Annotated in this window: 16 protein-coding genes; 3 read left to right on the top strand and 13 right to left on the bottom strand. The window is 59.3% G+C overall.

Going from position 1 to position 17588, the window contains the following annotated elements; translation table 11 throughout:
• Window positions 1-11: 11 nt before the first annotated feature.
• Window positions 12-2096, bottom strand: coding sequence for a carboxy terminal-processing peptidase (locus tag QMX93_RS17935; protein ID WP_172680089.1), 2085 nt, complete (start codon window positions 2094-2096; stop codon window positions 12-14).
• A gap of 138 nt (window positions 2097-2234) precedes the next feature.
• On the opposite strand from QMX93_RS17935, the gene QMX93_RS17930 reads away from it, so the two are divergent.
• Window positions 2235-3197: a zinc-binding dehydrogenase gene (locus QMX93_RS17930; protein WP_282357460.1), complete on the top strand. Its 963-nt coding sequence runs from the start codon at window positions 2235-2237 to the stop codon at window positions 3195-3197.
• A gap of 147 nt (window positions 3198-3344) precedes the next feature.
• Here the strand turns inward: QMX93_RS17930 and QMX93_RS17925 are convergent, their stop codons facing one another.
• The 6 genes from QMX93_RS17925 to QMX93_RS17900 form a co-directional block, all read right to left on the bottom strand.
• The gene (locus QMX93_RS17925) at window positions 3345-3998 is read right to left on the bottom strand and encodes an HAD family hydrolase (RefSeq protein WP_282357458.1); all 654 of its coding nucleotides are present in this window, start codon (window positions 3996-3998) and stop codon (window positions 3345-3347) included.
• Window positions 3999-4116: 118 nt separating this feature from the next.
• The gene (locus QMX93_RS17920) at window positions 4117-5106 is read right to left on the bottom strand and encodes an ABC transporter ATP-binding protein (protein ID WP_159814905.1); all 990 of its coding nucleotides are present in this window, start codon (window positions 5104-5106) and stop codon (window positions 4117-4119) included.
• Complete coding sequence (locus QMX93_RS17915; protein ID WP_008083711.1) at window positions 5103-5903, bottom strand: ABC transporter permease; 801 nt, start codon at window positions 5901-5903, stop codon at window positions 5103-5105. Before QMX93_RS17915 ends, QMX93_RS17920 begins: the two co-directional genes overlap by 4 nt.
• Window positions 5890-6726: an ABC transporter permease subunit gene (locus QMX93_RS17910; protein WP_178124209.1), complete on the bottom strand. Its 837-nt coding sequence runs from the start codon at window positions 6724-6726 to the stop codon at window positions 5890-5892. Before QMX93_RS17910 ends, QMX93_RS17915 begins: the two co-directional genes overlap by 14 nt.
• Window positions 6727-6731: 5 nt before the next feature.
• Window positions 6732-7538 (bottom strand): alkaline phosphatase family protein, encoded by an 807-nt coding sequence (locus QMX93_RS17905; RefSeq protein ID WP_282357454.1) that lies wholly within the window; start codon window positions 7536-7538, stop codon window positions 6732-6734.
• Window positions 7539-7676: 138 nt separating this feature from the next.
• On the bottom strand, window positions 7677-8744 hold the full coding sequence (locus QMX93_RS17900; RefSeq protein ID WP_141129984.1) for an ABC transporter substrate-binding protein: 1068 nt from the start codon (window positions 8742-8744) through the stop codon (window positions 7677-7679).
• Window positions 8745-9096: 352 nt separating this feature from the next.
• Between QMX93_RS17900 and QMX93_RS17895 the strand changes: the two genes are divergently transcribed.
• Window positions 9097-9810 carry a UTRA domain-containing protein gene (locus QMX93_RS17895; RefSeq protein WP_282357446.1) on the top strand — a complete coding sequence of 238 codons (714 nt, stop codon included), beginning with the start codon at window positions 9097-9099 and terminating at the stop codon, window positions 9808-9810.
• Between the two features lie 310 nt (window positions 9811-10120).
• On the top strand, window positions 10121-10273 hold the full coding sequence (locus tag QMX93_RS17890) for a hypothetical protein (protein WP_282357444.1): 153 nt from the start codon (window positions 10121-10123) through the stop codon (window positions 10271-10273).
• 68 nt (window positions 10274-10341) lie between these two features.
• On the opposite strand, the gene QMX93_RS17885 is transcribed toward QMX93_RS17890, so the two are convergent.
• The 6 genes from QMX93_RS17885 to QMX93_RS17860 all read right to left on the bottom strand — a co-directional run bounded on the left by QMX93_RS17885 (window position 10342) and on the right by QMX93_RS17860 (window position 17517).
• On the bottom strand, window positions 10342-11676 hold the full coding sequence (locus QMX93_RS17885; RefSeq protein ID WP_282357442.1) for an amidohydrolase: 1335 nt from the start codon (window positions 11674-11676) through the stop codon (window positions 10342-10344).
• A gap of 65 nt (window positions 11677-11741) precedes the next feature.
• Window positions 11742-13895 (bottom strand): mechanosensitive ion channel domain-containing protein, encoded by a 2154-nt coding sequence (locus QMX93_RS17880; protein ID WP_212544298.1) that lies wholly within the window; start codon window positions 13893-13895, stop codon window positions 11742-11744.
• 75 nt (window positions 13896-13970) lie between these two features.
• A complete protein-coding gene (locus tag QMX93_RS17875) occupies window positions 13971-14147 on the bottom strand; it encodes a hypothetical protein (RefSeq protein WP_172680090.1) in 177 nt (58 codons plus the stop codon).
• Between the two features lie 158 nt (window positions 14148-14305).
• Entirely contained in the window at window positions 14306-15595 is a 1290-nt protein-coding gene (locus QMX93_RS17870) for a M18 family aminopeptidase (RefSeq protein WP_282357441.1), read from the bottom strand.
• A 170-nt stretch (window positions 15596-15765) separates the two neighbouring features.
• Window positions 15766-16866, bottom strand: coding sequence for a hypothetical protein (locus QMX93_RS17865; protein ID WP_282357439.1), 1101 nt, complete (start codon window positions 16864-16866; stop codon window positions 15766-15768).
• A gap of 15 nt (window positions 16867-16881) precedes the next feature.
• The gene (locus QMX93_RS17860) at window positions 16882-17517 is read right to left on the bottom strand and encodes an RluA family pseudouridine synthase (RefSeq protein WP_034151766.1); all 636 of its coding nucleotides are present in this window, start codon (window positions 17515-17517) and stop codon (window positions 16882-16884) included.
• Between the last annotated feature and the right edge of the window lie 71 nt (window positions 17518-17588).

The raw sequence follows: 17588 nt of genomic DNA, 5'->3' as shown, positions 1-17588 counted from the left end.
ATTGCCATCACTTACTTCTTCGCCACCTGATTGCTCAGCTTCAGGTAATCCAGCAGCACGCGCCCGGTTTCGCTCAGGTAGGCATCGTCTTCTGGTTTGACCTTGTCCGGCTCGGCGGCCGTAAGGGCGTCGTCGTCTTCTTTCTTCAGCTCTTTGAGCGGCTCTTCGCCTTTGGCTTTGCGACGGATGTTTTCCATCGCCAGCTGCTTGGCGTCGATGTCGGTGTGTTGCGCGCGACGCTCGGTTTCATTGAGGCTGACGGTTTTTTCTTCCATCAGTTTTTGCGCGAGTGCCAGCTTGTCACGGATGAACACGAACTCCGCGTCTTTCGCCGTGCGGGCGTCATGCTCGGATTTGAGCTGAGCCAGATACGGTTTGAACGGATCGGCCGCCGGTTTGATGGCCGCGCGGATGGTGTCCCACGGCATGGCTTCCGGCAGAGCGCTTTCGCCAATTTCCTTGGTGTCGATCAGCGACGGGTAGTCGATGTCCGGCAGCACGCCCTGATGCTGGGTGCTCTGACCGGAAACCCGGTAGAACTTGGCCAGGGTCAGTTTCAGTTCGCCATGGTTCAGCGGCTGAATGGTCTGCACGGTGCCTTTACCGAAGGTCTGGCCACCGATGATCAGCGCGCGATGGTAGTCCTGCATGGCGCCGGCGAAAATCTCCGAAGCCGAGGCGGACAAGCGGTTGACCAGCAGCGCCATCGGGCCTTTGTAGAACGCGCCCGGGTTTTCATCTTCGAGCACGTCGACACGGCCATCGGCATTACGCACCAGTACGGTCGGGCCTTTGTCGATGAACAGACTGGTCAGCTCGGTAGCTTCCTGCAGGGAGCCGCCGCCGTTGTTGCGCAGGTCGATAACCACACCGTCGACTTTTTCTTTCTGCAGTTCAGTCAGCAGTTTTTTAACGTCGCGGGTGGTGCTCTTGTAGTCCGGATCACCGGCGCGGAACGCTTTGAAGTCGAGGTAGAAGGCCGGAATCTCGATGACGCCGAGCTTGTAGTCCTTACCGTCCTGTTTCAGGTTGAGGATGGACTTCTTCACCGCCTGGTCTTCTAGCTTCACCGCTTCACGGGTGATCGGCACGATCTTGGTGGTCTGGTCGTTCGGCGCATTGCTCGCCGGAATCACTTCCAGACGCACGACGGTGCCTTTCGGGCCACGAATCAGTTTGACCACTTCGTCCAGACGCCAGCCGACCACGTCGACCATCTCTTTGTTGCCTTGGGCAACGCCGATGATCTTGTCCGCCGGGGCGACTTGTTTGGTCTTGTCGGCCGGGCCTGCCGGCACCAGACGCACGACTTTCACCTGGTCGTTGTCGCTCTGCAACACGGCGCCGATGCCCTCGAGGGACAGGCTCATGTTGATGTCGAAGTTTTCCGCGTTATCCGGCGACAGATAGTTGGTGTGCGGGTCGTACGACATGGCGAAGGTGTTGATGTACGCCTGGAAGATGTCTTCCGGACGGGTCTGATCCAAGCGCGCCAATTGGTTCTTGTAGCGCTTGGTCAGGGTTTCCTGAATCTGCTTCGGATCTTTGCCGGCGATCTTCTGGCGCAGGACTTCGTCCTTGACGCGTTTGCGCCACAGGTCATCAAGTTCTGCAGTGGATTTCAGCCAAGGAGCGTCCTTGCGATCGATCAGCAAGGTTTCCTTGGTGTTGAAGTCCATCTTGTCGACGCCTTTGTTGAGCTCGGCGATGGCGAAGTCCAGACGCGATTTGACGCGATCCAGATAACGCTTGTAGATGGTGAAGCCGGCGTTGAGGTCGCCGCTTTTGAGGAAGTCGTCGAACTGCGTCTTCCACTTGTCGAATTCGGCGATGTCGCTGGCCATGAAATAGCTGCGCGACGGATCCAGCAGCTTGATGTAGCTGTCGTAGATGATCACCGAGCGCGCATCGTCGAGCGGCGGCTTGCTGTAGTGGTGACGCTTGAGCAACTCGACGACGTTCAGACTGGCGATGACTTCATCGCGATCAGGCTGCAATTTGTCCCAGCTGTTGGCAGCGAAGGTATTGCCCGACATCGGCAAAATACCGATACCGATGAATAGAGCGAGGGCGGTGCTTGGGAGCAGATGCTTCATGCTGATTCGACGCGGGGACAATTGATAACGCATATTAGGCCGTCTTTGAAGTCGCCGGTTCTACGAGAGCCGGTCGCATAATGCAAAAAGCCCGGCGCTACAGCTTCGGGCTCAGTCCAGACTCACTATGGAGGCACTGTGAAGGCATTGCAAGGCGTGGAAGGTCAAGTGGCGTGGGTTGAGACCCCGAGTCCTACATGTGATGTAGGACAAGTTCGCATTCGAGTGGCGGCAGCCGGCCTCAATCGCGCCGATTTATTACAGAAAGCCGGTCTCTATCCGCCACCGCCGGGCGCAAGCGACGTGCTCGGTCTGGAGTGTTCCGGGGTCATCAGCGAGGTCGGCGCGGGCAGTTCGTGGCAGGTCGGCGATCGGATCTGCGCCTTGCTGGCCGGGGGCGGCATGGCCGAAGAGGTGGTGGTTGACGGGCGGCACGTGCTGCCGGTTCCCGAAGGCGTTTCGTTGATTGAAGCGGCGGCATTGCCCGAGGTTTACGCAACAGTCTGGCTGAATGTGTTTCAACTTGCGGCGCTCAAACCGGGTGAGAAAGTTCTCTTGCACGCCGGGGCAAGTGGAATCGGTTCAGCCGCCATTCAGCTGTGTAAGGCGTTTGGCAATCCCTGCTGGGTCAGCGTCGGTTCGGCCGAGCGTTTGGCTTATTGCGAGGCGCTGGGGGCTCAGGGCGGGGTGCTGCGCACTGACGATTTGGAGAGCCTGCGCGACCTCGGGCCGTTCGATGTGATTCTTGATCCGGTGGGCGGTAATTATTCGGCGCTGAATCTGAAGTTGATGGCGCTGGACGGGCGTTGGGTGCTGATCGGTTTGATGGGTGGCCGCGAAGCGAAACTGGATCTGGCGCAAGTGTTGGGTAAGCGCGTGCAGTTGCTGGGCTCGACGTTGCGCAGCCGTGATGATCAGTTCAAGGCGGATCTGTTGAGCGATTTGGGCCAGCAGGTGTGGCCGTTGTTTGCTGAGGGGCGGTTGAGTCCGCAGTTGGCCAAGGCGTTTGCGGTGAAGGATGCCGAGGCGGCGTTTGCCGAGCTGGCCAGCAATACTGTTTCCGGGAAGTTGGTATTGGTGATCGACGATAGCCTGAGCTGACTTGCAGGCAGAAGAAGCCCCTCACCCTAACCCTCTCCCAAAGGGAGAGGGGACTGACCGAGTTGTCCTGTCGAGATTCGTCGACCTAACACATGGCGTCGAACTCAGGTTCGGGATGTCAGCCTGCAATTGCAGATTAAATCTTTGTCATTTCCAGAGATGGATTGGCCAGCCGGCTTTTTCGGCGTGCTCGAGCAGCACCGGATCCGGGTTGACCACGTGCGGGAAATCCACTTTCAGCAGCAATGGCAGGTCATTGCGTGAGTCGGAATAAAAACTCGCGCCTTCGAGGTTCTCTTCCTCAGCGTCCAGCCACTCCAGCAAGCGAGTGATCTTGCCTTCACGGTAGGTCAACGTGCCCACGGTCTGGCCGCTGTAAACGCCGTGTGCGACTTCCATTTCAATCCCCAGAATCTTGTCGATGCCGAGTCGATCGGCAATCGGTCTGACCAGGTGCGTGCCCGACGCCGAGATCACCAGAATCCGGTCGCCGGCCTTGCGGTGCGCGGCGATGGTTTTGGTCGCGTCGCTGAAGATGATCGGTTCGATAAAGTCTTCAACCCACGGCCCGACCAGGTGCTCGACTTCTTCTGGCGTACGGCCGATCAGCGGTTCGAGGCTGAACGCCATGTAGTCTTCCATGCGTAATTTGCCATGGCTGTAGGCGTCCATCAGTTCGTTGTTCTTGCGCATGAACGACTCGGGATCGACCCAGCCCAGGCGCCCCATCTGCTCGCTCCAGAGGGTGGCGCAGTCGCCGTGGATCAACGTTTCGTCCAGATCAAAAATTGCCAGGGCCATCAGTTCTCTCCGAGAACAGCTGCGAGCTACATGCTTCGAGCTGCAAGAATTGGAATCAGCTACGCCGCAGTCTACAACTTGAAGCTTGTAGCTTGTAGCTCGAAGCTTGCAGCTGCTTTTAAGCGACTTCACACAGGGCCGTCGGATCGATGGAAAGCGCCAGACGCTGACCGTCGGGATGCAGATCAGCCGCCGAACGATTGAGCACATCCACCACCAATTCCACGCCGCGCGCTTCGATGCGATAGCGAATGACATTGCCGAGCAGGCTGTGGCTGCGGATCTGCGCGTCGAGTTCGCCGTTGAGGCTCAGTTCGATGGCTTCCGGGCGAATGGCGATGCGATGGTTGATCGGGCGCTGCAACAGTTTCGACGCGGCTTCGGCGTCGAGCAGGTTGTAGTTGCCGATAAAGCCTGCGGCGAACACGTCGACGGGCGCGGTGTACAAGGTCTCGGCGTCGCCGCTCTGTACGATTTTTCCCTGATTCATCAGGAAAATGCGATCAGACATGGTCAGCGCTTCTTCCTGATCGTGTGTGACGAAGATCGTGGTCAGGCCAAGTTCGCGCTGGATCTGACGGATCTGTTCGCGCAGGTGTTTGCGAATTCGTGCATCGAGGGCCGACAGCGGTTCATCCAATAGCAACAAGCGTGGGCGCGTGACCAGCGAACGGGCGAGGGCGACACGCTGGCATTGGCCACCGGAGAGTTGATGCGGATAGCGGCTGGCGAAATCGTTGAGTTCAACCAGTTTCAATACTTCCGACACGCGTTTATGGCTGTCGTCGGCGTTGACCTTTTGCATGCGCAAACCGAATGCGACGTTCTGCTCGACGGTCATGTTGGGGAACAGCGCGTAGCTCTGGAAGACCATGCCGATCCCGCGTTTTTGCGGTGTCAGCGGGACGATGTCGACGCCATCCAGCAGGATTTGGCCGCCATCCACCGGCGTCAGGCCGGCGATGCAGCGCAGCAGGGTAGATTTGCCGCAACCGGACGGGCCGAGCAGGGTGACGAATTCGCCTTTGTTGATCTCGCAGTTGATGTCGCTGAACACCGGGGTGCCCGCGTAATTTTTCTGCAGGTGTTGGACGCTGACATAGCTCATTCGCTTTTGTCCTTGTTCAAGATGTTGGCGATCCAGGTCAGGACCAGCACGAAAAAGAAATACGAGATGACCAGCGCACTGGTGAAGTGACCGCTGCTGTTGCGCATGTTGTTCAGATAAACCTGCAGGGTTTCGTAACGCGTGCCGACCAGAATGTTGGCGAAAACGAACTCACCGAACAGGAACGAGAACGACAGCAGCAACGCGACCATCAGGCCTTTGCGCAGGTTGGGCAGCACCACCAGAATGGCTGCCTGAAAGGTGCTGGCGCCGAGCAGTTGCGCGGCGTCCATCAGGTCGCGCAGGTTGATTGCTTGCAGGTTGTTGGTGATCGCGCGGTACATGAACGGCAGGGCCACGGTGAAGTAGCAGCCGATCAGAATCCACGGCGTGCCGACCATCGCCATCGGCCCGGAACCGTAGAGTTGCAACAGACCCACCGACGACACCACCGGCGGCACCGCGAAGGGCAGCAGGATCAGGATATTCATCAGCGCGTCGAGTTTCGGGAAGTGGTAATGCACGACGAACAGCAGCGGCAGAATCAACACCACCGACAGCACCAGCGCGCCGACGCAGACCAGCAATGACTGGCCGAACGCGTGAAGGAAGCGCGGGTCGCTCCACAACTGGATGTACCACTTGAAGGTGAAGCCGCTGGGCAGAATGGTCGCCGACCAACTGCTGGCGATCGAGTAGACCAGCGTGCCCGCCAGTGGCAGCAAGAGGATCGCAAACAGCAGATAAACCACGACGCGGTGGTAGAGGCCGGCCGGGCCGGATTCAGCGCGAGACATGGTAGCTCCTCTTCAACAGCAGTTGATGCACGACGGTGACGATGGTCATCAGCGCCACCAGCACCACGGCCAGAGCGCTGGCCAGATTCGGGTCGAGGGAAATGTCGCCGGAGACCATCGCTGCAATCCGGATCGGCAGGACGTTGAAGTTGCCCGTCGTCAGTGCATACACCGTGGCGTAGGCGCCGAGGGCGTTGGCCAGCAGAATCACAAACGTACCGAGCAAAGCAGGTGTCAGCACTGGCAAACCGATGTGCCGCCAGAACTGCCAGCCGTTGGCGCCGAGCAATGCTGCGGATTCGCGCCAGTCTTCACGCAAGGCGTCGAAGGCCGGGTAGAGCAGCAGCACGCCGAGGGGAATCTGGAAATAGGTGTAGAGGATGATCAAGCCGGTTTTCGAGTACAGGTTGAAATCCTGAATGATCCCGGCCTGCTTGAGCATGATGGTGATGCTGCCGTTGAAACCGAGCAGGATGATGAAGGCGAACGCCAACGGCACGCCGGCAAAGTTGCTGGTCATGTTGGCGAAGGCATTCACGAAGTTGCGCAGTTTTGAATCAACGCGGCGCAGGGAATACGCCCCGAGCACGGCAATGATGATGCCGAATACGCTCGACCAGAAACTGATTTCCAGGCTGTACTGGATCGCCTGTAGATAGAACTTCGAACTGAAGATCTTGGTGAAGTTTTCGATGCCCCAACCGAACTCTTCCGATTGCAGGCTGTTGATCATTACCCAGACCAGCGGGGCGATTTCGAAGACGATAAAGAACAGCGCGAAGGGCACCAGGCACAACGCCGCCAGCCATTTGCCGCGAGTCATGGCATTCACTTGAGCAGCTCCCGGCACACAGGTTTGTCGTGGGGCACGCCGAGCAGTTCGCAGACGGTGCCGCAGATTTCCGTCTGCTTCGGCGCGGCATCAGCGCTGAAGCTGAAGGCATCGCCGAGGACGAAAAGCGGCACTTGGCGTTCTTCCGGCAGCAGGCCGTTGTGCGAGCGGTCGTTGTTCATGCCGTGGTCGGCGGTCACCAGCACTTGATAACCAGCGTCGAGCCAGCTCTGCAAATAGTCGGCGAGGATGATGTCCGCCGAGCGCGCGCTGTTGCGGTATTGCGAACTGTCGAGGCCGTGTTTGTGCCCGGCGTCGTCGATGTTCATCGGGTGGATCAGCAGGAAGTTCGGATCATGGCGCAGACGCAGGTTTTCCGCGTCGGCGAACAGGTGCGAATCCGGATAGTGATCGTTCCAGTAGAAATGCCCGTGCTGGATCGGCAGCGACAGATTGTCGGTGTGGCGGTCGCGGGCGGCGACGAAGGGCGAGCGGTTGTACAACTCGCTGACCCAGTGATACGCCGCGGCTGCGGTTTTCAGACCGGCATCGCGGGCGTAGTGATAAATGCTGCGCTGATTGGACAGGCGCGAGACGTTGTTGTGGACGATGCCGCTGTCGATCGGCGGCACGCCGGTGAGGATGCATTCATAAAGCGGTCGGGACAGGGCCGGCAGCTCGCACTCCAACTGGTAGAGCGCGGCGCGTCCTGCGCCAACATAAGCCTGCAGATGCCCCATGGCGTGGCGCGCGACCTCGTAGTTGAGACCGTCGAGCACGACAAGGATGACGTTGTGCTTCATAGAGGCAAAAACTCCGCGAAACAATGAAAGTCGTTAAAAACTGTAGGAGCAGAGCTTGCTCGCGAAGGGCGCGGCGCGGTTTTCGATAAACCGTGGTGCTGCGGTTCGCGAGCAAGCTTTGCTCCTACAGATGAAGGATTACTTCATCTCTACGATGACTTCTTCGTTCCACTGCTGTGGCAGGGCTTTGGAGGTCTTTTCCCAGGCGTCGGCGTCTTTGATCGGGGTGACCTTTTTGTACTGCTCGTTCGGCAGCAGTTTGGCCTTCACGTCTTCCGGCAGTTGCAGATGCTCGGCGCGGATCGGGCGCGCGTTGCCGCGGGCGAGGTTGGTCTGGCCGGCGTCGCTGAAGATGTATTCGCGGGTCAGCTTGGCGGCGTTAGGGTTTTTCGCGTACTTGTTGATGATCGTGGTGTAGCCGGAAATCACCGAACCGTCGGACGGGATCAACACCACGTAATCATCCGGGTTGGCCATCTTGGCTTTGTAGCTGAGGCCGTTGAAGTCCCAGACCACACCGACTTCGATCTCGCCTTTTTCCATGGTGGCGATGGTCGGGTTAGCCATCGACAGGCGACCTTGCTTGGCAATGTCGGCAAACAACAGCAGGGCCGGCTTGATGTTTTTCTCGTCGCCACCGTTGGCCAGTGCCGCAGCGAGAACGCCGTTGGCAGCCTGGGCGGCGGTGCTTACGTCACCGATGGAGACCTTGTATTTGCCGCCCTTGAGGTCAGCCCATTTGGTCGGTACTTCGGAGCCGTGCAGCAACTTTTTGTTGACGATGAAGGCGATGGTGCCGGTGTAGGCCAGTGCCCAGTTGCCGTCCTTGTCCTTGGCCCAGTCCGGGACCTGATCCCAGGTGCTTGGCTTGTACGGTTGCACCACGCCTTGCTTGACCGCGATCGGGCCGAAGGCGGCGCCAACGTCGCCGATGTCAGCGGTGGCATTGTCTTTTTCCGCCGCGAACTTGGCGATTTCCTGAGCCGAGCTCATGTCGGTGTCGATGTGTTTCAGGCCGTAGGTTTTGGCCAGGTCTTCCCAGGTGCCTTTCCAGTTGGCCCAGTCATCGGGCATGCCGACGCTGTTGACGGCGCCTTCCGCTTTCGCAGCGGCTTCTAGGGTTTTCAGATCGGTGCCGGCCGCCATGGCGGAGGTGCACAGTGCAATGGTCGAGCCTAACAGTGTTGCCAGGAAAAGCTGTTTCATTCCGAAGCTCCTTGGTCGTGTTCAACGCTGCGATTGCGGTGGTTGTTGGTCTAGGTCAGCAATACCTGAGCCAATTTAAGGGGGCTGGATGACACTTTGATGTCGGTGGCCTCGCGCCAGGCCTTTTATCTGGCCAATATCGGCAGGTGCCAGATAAGCGTAGACCATGCTCAAAGGCCCGGAGGGCAAGGGACTTGGCCGATGTATTGCAAGCCGTGAGGATGACCGTTCGGTAGTTTTGTCATCTATCGGTCATGTGTACTGCCTAGGCTTGCAACACCGCGAAACGGGTTTGATCACCGTGCGGTTTTGCCCCGAAACAGTGCTGGTCTAGTCCAGATAGGTAACGTTGATGCGCGATGAGGCAACAAAAGCGGTGACAGCCATTGGCCAGGTGTTGCAGGAGCAGCTCGACCACGGTTTGTTGGCGGCGGGCAGTAAGTTGCCGGCCGAACGCAAGCTCAGTGAGCTGTTTGGCACCACGCGGATTACTGTGCGTGAGGCGTTGTTGCAGTTGGAGGCACAGGGGCAGATTTATCGTGAGGAGCGGCGCGGCTGGTTCGTTTCGCCGCCGCGTCTGGCCTATAACCTGATGCAACGCAGTCACTTTCACGCGATGGTCAGTGCGCAGGGGCGGGTGCCGTCGACCGAGGTGATTTCGGCGCGGCTGCAACCGGCGTCGGCGGCGGTATGCGAGTGGTTGCAGTTGCCGGCGCTGTCCAGCGTGATTCAGATTTGCCGGTCGCGGCGGATTGACGGGCGGTTGGTGTTGTATGTGGAGCACTATTTGAATCCGCAGTTTTTTCCGGGGATCCTTGAGTTTGATTTGAATCAGTCGATTACTGAGTTGTATGCGCGGCATTACGATTTGCACTATGGGCGGGTGCGCTTTGAGATTGTGCCGACGTCTTTGTCGGTGGATGCGGCGGCGGCTTTGCGGGTGTCGGTGGGGAGTCCTGGGTTACGGATTGCTCGGGTTAATTATGATCAGCATGAGCGGTTGATTGATTGTGATCTGGAGTTTTGGCGGCATGATGCGATTCATGTGGGGGTCGACGTTGTTTGATCGTTTTTTGGGGGCATATCCGTTGCTGCGGGTGTTGCTGATTATGGTTCCGCCCTTACGGCGGGTCACTTTTGGCAAACGCCCCAAAAGTAACCAAAAGGTCTGTGCCCTGACGTCCGGCCCTCGCTAAGGCTCGGGTTCCTTCGCTCCGGGTTCATCCGGGGGCATCGCCTACGGTTTGCTTCGCTGCACCTCCTCTCGATGCTTTCCCCGTATGAATCCCTCCACTCAGCCTCCCGACGGGCTCTAAGATCAAGTTCAAGATCAAAAGCAGGCGAGCTGACACTCGGCCTATTGAGTGGTGAGAAGCATGGCGCGCTCGGCTTTTGCTTTTGCTTTTGTAGGAGCAGAGCTTGCTCGCGAAGGCGGCCTGACAGCCGACCTGTTTACTGTGGATGTACTCAATCCAATTGTAGGAGTGAGCCTGCTCGCGAAAGCGCCCTTACAGGCGCCCTTTTTCTGACAGGCTGCACACGATCCAATTGTGGGAGCGAGCGCGCTCGCGAAAGCGCCCCCACAGTCACCGCCTCTTTACTTGTCTGTCTGCGCGTTGGCATACAAATAATCCGTCGCCAACGAGGCCAGTGTCCTCACGCCAACCACCAACGCTGACTCATCGACAAAGAACCCTGGATTATGATTCGGCGCGGCTTTGCTCATGTCTTGATCCCGCGGCGTCACGCCAAGAAACACGAACAGCCCCGGCGCTTCTTTGGCAAAGAACGAGAAGTCCTCAGCCCCGCCCACCAGCGGCCCTTGCACCACGTCATCCTTGGCCGCCCACTTCAACGTCGGCAGCATTTTTTCAGTGAGTGCCGGGTTGTTGATGGTCGGGTCGTATTTTTCGATGATGGTGACGTCCGCTTTGGCACCGCCGCTTTCGGCGATTTTTTCGACGGTCTGGCGTACCTCGGCGTGGAGTTTCTGGCGGATGCCGTAGTCGTATGAGCGGATCGTCCCGGTCATGTCGACCGATTCGGGAATGATGTTGTAGCGCGTCCCGCCGTTGATGGTGCCGATGCTGACCACCGATGGAAACGACGAGATGTCGGTGCGGCGGCTGACCACGGTTTGCAGGCCGACGATGGTTTGTGCGCCGACGGTGATCGGGTCGATGCCGTCCCATGGGCGGCCGGCGTGGGTTTGTTTGCCGAGGATTTTGATGCGCAGGTCGTCGGAGCTGGCGAGGGTCGGGCCGGGGCGGTAGGTGATCTGGCCGGCGGGGACGCCGGCCCAGACGTGCAGGCCGAAGACGGCGTCGGGTTTCGGTGATTTCATCACGCCTTCCTCGACCATCATTTTCGCGCCCCAGGTATTTTTGCCGTCGGGGATGAAGTCGCTCGGGCCTTCTTCGGCGGGCTGGAAGTAGAACACCACGGTGCCGGGCAGGGTGTCGCGCATGCCGGTCAGAATTTTCGCCGTGCTGAGCAGGATCGCGGTGTGGGCGTCGTGGCCGCAGGCGTGCATCACGTCGACTTCTTTGTCGAGATAGGTGCCTTTGGCTTTCGAGGCGAATGGCAGGTCGGAAACTTCCTTGACCGGCAGCGCGTCCATGTCGGCGCGCAGGGCGACGGTCGGGCCGGGCAGGGCGCCTTTGAGGACGGCGACCACGCCAGTGCGCGCCACGCCGGTTTTGACTTCCAGGCCCATGGCTTTGAGTTGTTTGGCGACCAATTCCGACGTGCGCTTTTCAGTGTTGCCGAGTTCGGGGTGGGCGTGGATGTCGCGGCGGGTTTCCAGCAGTTCCGGTTCAAGTTTTTGCGTCTGCTCGGCGATCTGTGAGCGCGTGCTTTCCATGGTGGCGGCGCCGGCGTGACAGGCGAACAGGGTGAGTAGAACGGCATGGGCAATGCGGGTCAGCTGCATCGGGTTTCTCCTTGGTTATTGTTTTTGGGCTTCCCTGCCTGTGACTGCAACTGCGCGCCTGAGTGCTATTCCTTAGGCTCGCCACCGCCGGCAGTGATCACTTGTACGCTCATGCGTGGGGTGGCCAGATCCAGTCCGGCTTCATCCAGATGCCGCTTCAGCGACAAGTTGAATGCCCGCGACACTTCCCACTGTTTGATCGGCGCCGTCTTGAACCGTGCACGCAAAATCGCGCTGCCGGACTCAAAACTCTCGACACCCTGAATTTCCAGCGGCGACCAGATATTGCGGCGTTGCAGGGGATCGGTGCGCATCTTCTGGCCGACGTCGCGCATCAGTTTGATCGCGTCGTCGATTTCCATGTTGTACGGCACCGCGACGCGGAAGATCGCGTAGCCGAATTCGCGGGAGTAGTTCTTGATGCTTTTGATTTCGCTGAACGGGATCGTGTGGACGATGCCGTCGATGTCGCGCAGGCGCACGGTGCGGATGGTCAGGCCTTCGACGGTGCCGAGGTGGCCGCCGACGTCGACGTAGTCATCGATGGCCAGTGAGTCTTCGATGATGATGAACAGGCCGGTGATCAAGTCGGCAACCAGCGACTGCGCACCGAAACCGATGGCCAGACCGATCACACCGGCACCGGCCAGCAGTGGCGTAACGTTCATGCCCATGTTCGCCAGCGCGACGATCAGCGCGATGATGAAAATCGCCACGAACAGCACGTTGCGGATCAGCGGCATCATCGTTTGCGCGCGCGCATTGGCGAGGCCTTTGCGCGAGCGGGTGAGGGCGTGGTGCACAGCCGTATCAGAAAGAATCCAGATCAGCCAGGCAAACAGCAGCGTGCCAGCGAGGCTGAACAGTTTGACGCTGACGTCATGCCCGTCGCCTTCTGCGAAAGTGATCAGCGACTTGCCCCAGACCCGCAGACCCAACTCGATAAACGCCAGCCACACCAGCAGATGAGCGAGGGTATAGAAGAAGTTTTTCAGTCGTTCCGAATACAGTGCATGACGTTTGGCCCCGCGCTGCGGTTTCAGCGAGTGGCGACGCACCAGGCCGTTGATCACCATGCACAACACCAGCAACACCGTGCAGATCATCGATTGGCGCAAAGCAGTGCTGGTGTCGCCGGCGGAGAAGAACGTCGCGAACAGCGAAATCCCCACCAGCACCAGCGCCGGGACGTACCAGAAGGTGCCGAGGATATCGATGGTGTCGCTGAGCGCGCGGCGGGTCAGGCGTCGCGACAGGGGCTGGTTGCGAATCAGGTGCGCAATCGGTCGGCGGAACCGCAGAATGAACAGGCCGGTTGAAATTGCCGCGAGGACATTGGCGACGGTCGCGGCGGTGTGGGCCAGATGCACGCCGAGGCTTTCGATCAGACGCGGATCATTCAGCGCCTCACCGAACGCGGCGAAGCTGCCGATCAGCCACAACGGCCGGAACGCCTGATGACGCAGGATGTACAGCGCGCGATGGCGGTGCGGGCCATCGAGCAGGGAGAAAGCAATCACGCAGATCGCCGAGAAGCAGGTGCCGACCACCAATGCGTACGCCAGCACCATCGCCAGACTTTTGCCCAGCGAGGACGGCAAGGCGTAACTCATGTAAACGGTGATGACCAAAGCGATCAGCCACGGCCCGAGTTTGCGCAGGGCGAAGCGCAGCATGTCGAGGGCTTTGGGGTGTTGCGGCAGTTCTTCGGTCAGACCAAAACGCATGCGCACGCGATGACTGAGCCAGATCAGCGCAGCGGCGAGCAGGCTCCAGACCATCAGAATCATGGCGAAACCGAAGATTACCGGCAGCCATTCGCTGGCCGGCATCATCAAGGCGCTGAATTCATCTTTGGCCAGATCGAACTCGGCAGACCAGCGATTGAGCGGGCTGTCAGCACCGGTGAATTGTTTTTCGAAATTGGCGAGGGTGCCGCCGATCAGGCCGAGCACGCCTTCTTCAGGTGTGGTCTGGGCTTTTTTCGTGGCGTCGCGCAGCTTTTTCAGGTCGGTGAGCAGTTGCGCGCGTTGCTTGTCGTTTTCCAGCGACTTGATGACTTCGTCGAGGGATTGACCGAGGGGTTCTTGCGCTTCGGGCTGGGCCTTGTTGGTGTTGAGCAGGCCGGGCAGACCGACCGCCTGGGCAGGCGCCAGCGGCAGCAGCGTCATCAGGCAGACGAGGAACAGACTGGGTAAAGCAAAAAGACGAGCAAACACTAGGCGGTCAACCTCGCAATGGGCGGATCGAACGAGTGTACGAGCCCGCCTGCTGCAATGCGAGCCGGTGCGCGGTTATTCGTTGAGTTTGGCGAGGATCTTGTAAACCACGGTAGCGAGGATCAACAGCATGCCGACCCACATGGCGAAGACACCGGCGTTCTTGTCGCGGAAGTTGAAGCCGATGGCCAGCAGGAGCATTCCGCACAGGATCGGAATGAGCATGGCGTGAAACGAAGACATCGTGATCATGGAGACAGCCTTGTCGAAAGGGATGATTAAAGTCTAGGTGGCTTTTATGGGCATTGTATTGATCTGTGTAGGAGCTGCCGCAGGCTGCGATCTTTTGATCTTGTCTTTTGAAAAACAGGATCAAAAGATCGCAACCTGCGGCAGCTCCTACAGGGGGGTTACGGGAGTTCCTGGCAGGCGTAAAACGCGCTCAGCACTTTCACCAGGTGCGCCAGGTCGTGGCTGCCGCACAGTTCGCGGATCGAGTGCATGGCGAAGGTAGGCAAGCCGATATCGACGGTGCGCACACCGAGGTGGCTGGCGGTGATCGGGCCGATGGTCGAGCCGCAGCCCATGTCGCTGCGCACTACGAAGCTTTGCACCGGCACTTCTTCGGCCATGCACAGATGGCGGAAGAAACCGGCGGTTTCGCTGTTGGTGGCGTAGCGCTGGTTGCTGTTGACCTTGATCACCGGGCCGGCGTTGAGTTTCGGGCCGTGGTTGGCGTCGTGCTTGTCGGCGTAGTTCGGGTGCACGCCGTGGGCGTTGTCGGCCGAGACCAGCAGGGATTTCTGGATGGTGCGAACGAATTCGTCACCTTCCGGCAGCAGACGGCGCAGGGTTTGTTCGAGCATCGGGCCGTCAGCGCCGCAGGCCGAGCAGGAGCCGACTTCTTCGTGATCGTTGCAGACCAGCACGCAAGTTTCGTCGGTTTCGGCGGTCAGCAGCGCTTGCAGACCGGCATAGCACGACAGCAAGTTGTCGAGACGCGCGCCGGCAATGAAGTCGCCGTTCAGGCCAATCACTGCAGCACTTTGTGTGTCGTAGAAACTCAGCTCGTAATCGAGCACGACGTCGGCGTTCAAGCCGTGTTCGCGGGCCAGTTGATCGGTGAGCACGGCGCGGAAATCGACGCGTTCGTCACCGGCAAATTGCGCGAGGATCGGCGGCAGCTCGGTCTGCGCGTTGATCGCCCAGCCCTGATTGGCTTCACGGTTGAGGTGAATGGCCAGGTTGGGAATGATCGCGATCGGCGCCTTGAAGTCGATCAGTTGGCTTTCGACCTTGCCGTCGCGGCGGAAGGTGACGCGGCCGGCCAGCGACAGATCGCGGTCGAACCACGGCGCCAGCAGTGCGCCACCATACACTTCAACGCCCAGTTGCCAGAAACCCTGACGCTGCAGTTCCGGCTGTGGTTTGACGCGCAGGCACGGGCTGTCGGTGTGCGCGCCAACCAGACGGATGCCACCGTGCAGGGGTGAAGTGCGGCCCATTTTGATCGCGACGATCGAGGAGTCATTACGAGTAACGTAATAGCGGCCGTTAGGCTCGGTGGTCCACGGCTCGCGTTCGTCGAGGCGCACAAAACCGGCGGCCTCCAGACGTTGCACAAGACTGGCGGTGGCGTGGAACGGGGTAGGGGAGGCCTTGAGGAAGTCGATCAGGCCTTGGTTCAACTCTTCGCGCATAACAAGCTCCAGACAGCAATGGCCGGGAGTTTAACGCGGTTGACGCCCATTGCGAACGCAAAACCTGTGGGAGCTGAGCTTGCTCGCGAAGGCGTCGGGTCAGCAACATCTATGCTGAATGACACAGCGCTTTCGCGAGCAAGCTTTGCTCCTACAAGGGGTGGGGTTGGTTAGCGCGGGCTGAACACGCGTTTTTTCAGGTAGCGCATGATGACTTTCTCGTCTTCCGGCTTGTCCGGGCGTGGCAGCTGTTTTGGCCAGCGGCTCTGGCTCAGGAGCTTTTTCTGCCGGCTCTCGTCCCAACGCAGAATCTCCCGCGACGCACATTCCCACCACTCATGGCGACAGGCGCTGTAGTACGGATCATCCGGTGCAGCGCTGCCATACAACAAGTCTCGCCCGACCTTGCGCAAGGCGCCGCTCTGGTTGCGCAGTTTCCATTTGATTTTCAGGCGCTGCCAGGCCGACGGGAACGGTTTGACTCGCGGCACGTCGCGGCACAGATCCACCAGTCGCTGACTGAACGTTTCGCCATGCTGGGAGAAGAAGTACGTCTGCATCGCATGGAAAAAACGCTTTTCGGCGAAGTAGTGGTAGACGTATTTTCGCGCTTCCACGACCCGGCGTTCACGCATGGCATACGACAACGCGATCTGCTCGATGGTGTGAATCTCGAAACCGCCAACCGTGCATTGATCGATCATGCGGATCGACTCTTCGAACAGATCCAGATCGTTTTCGGTGACGCCGCACAGGCCGCTGTTGTAGAGCTTGAAGCCGTTGTCCGGCGTCACGCCATACGCACTGAGGTCGCGCGCAAGTTTCAGATAGTCGCTGCGCTGGTGCACGTCTTTCCAGTCGTACTCGAAGCGATCCATGACCGAGCAATCCTGCCCGATGGCATCGAGCAGACGGCTGGGATGATCGGTGAACAGCGTGTCGGTGTCGACGAACAGCGTCTTCTCTGCCCACTGCATGCCAGCGGCGATGGCGCAGGCCTTGCGGCGATGGTGGTAGCCGTTTTCGCCTTGCCAGCGCGTCAGCGTCGCTTCGTCGAGGAACACCGTGTCGACCGGCCATCCGGCGTAATCTTGCGGGCGATCAGTGAGAATCCTGATCGCCGGGAGCTGGCCGTTTTTCGCCTGGGACAACACGGTGAGGATGCTGAACTTGGCCTCGCGGCGGTAGACATCCTGATTGCCATAAATCAGGTACAACAACTGCTGGCGGGTTTTTTTCAGGGGTGTGGCGAGGGAATCAATACAACTCATCCGAAACAAAAATCCTTAAAACGGTGCCGGGCATTCGAAGCGCAAGCGTTCGCCGGTCTGGGGATGGGTGAAGCTCAACATACTCGCGTGCAAACACAAACGCGGCCAGGCGGCCAAGGCTTGTTCATGGGCGTAGAGTCCGTCACCCAGCAGCGGATGACCGATGGACAGCATGTGCACGCGCAACTGGTGCGAGCGGCCGGTGATCGGCGTCAGCTCGACGCGGCACCAGTCGCCACAACGTTCCAGCACGCGCCAGAAGGTCAGCGCATGTTTGCCGAATTCGTGATCAACCACGTGGCGCGGCTTGGTTGGCGGGTCGTAGCGCAGGGGCAAATCGATGCTGCCACTGTCCAGTTCCGGCTGACCCCAGGCCAACGCGGTGTAGGCCTTTTCGGTTTCACGGTCATGAAACTGGCGCGACAGTTCGCGATGCGTGTCGGCGTCACGGGCCAGCAGAATGATGCCGGAGGTTTCCCAGTCCAGACGATGGACGATGCGCGCTTCCGGGTAGCCGTTTTCCTGCAGACGGGTAATCAGGCAATCCTTGTTGTCGTCGGCGCGACCGGGCACCGAGAGCAGCAACGTCGGTTTGTTCACCACCAGTACAGCGGCGTCCTGATGGATGATGTGGATGTTGGACAACGGCATTAAAACAGCCTCGTAACAAATGCCAACGGCGGCTCGGGACTGCTGATAACCCTGTAGGCGCTGCCGAAGGC

Origin of the sequence: Pseudomonas sp. PS01303 (assembly GCF_029959385.1) — a bacterium.
Taxonomy (GTDB): Bacteria; Pseudomonadota; Gammaproteobacteria; order Pseudomonadales; family Pseudomonadaceae; genus Aquipseudomonas; species Aquipseudomonas rustica.
The sequence above is the reverse complement of the archived record's forward strand: the minus strand, read 5'-3'. Positions and strand labels throughout refer to the sequence as shown.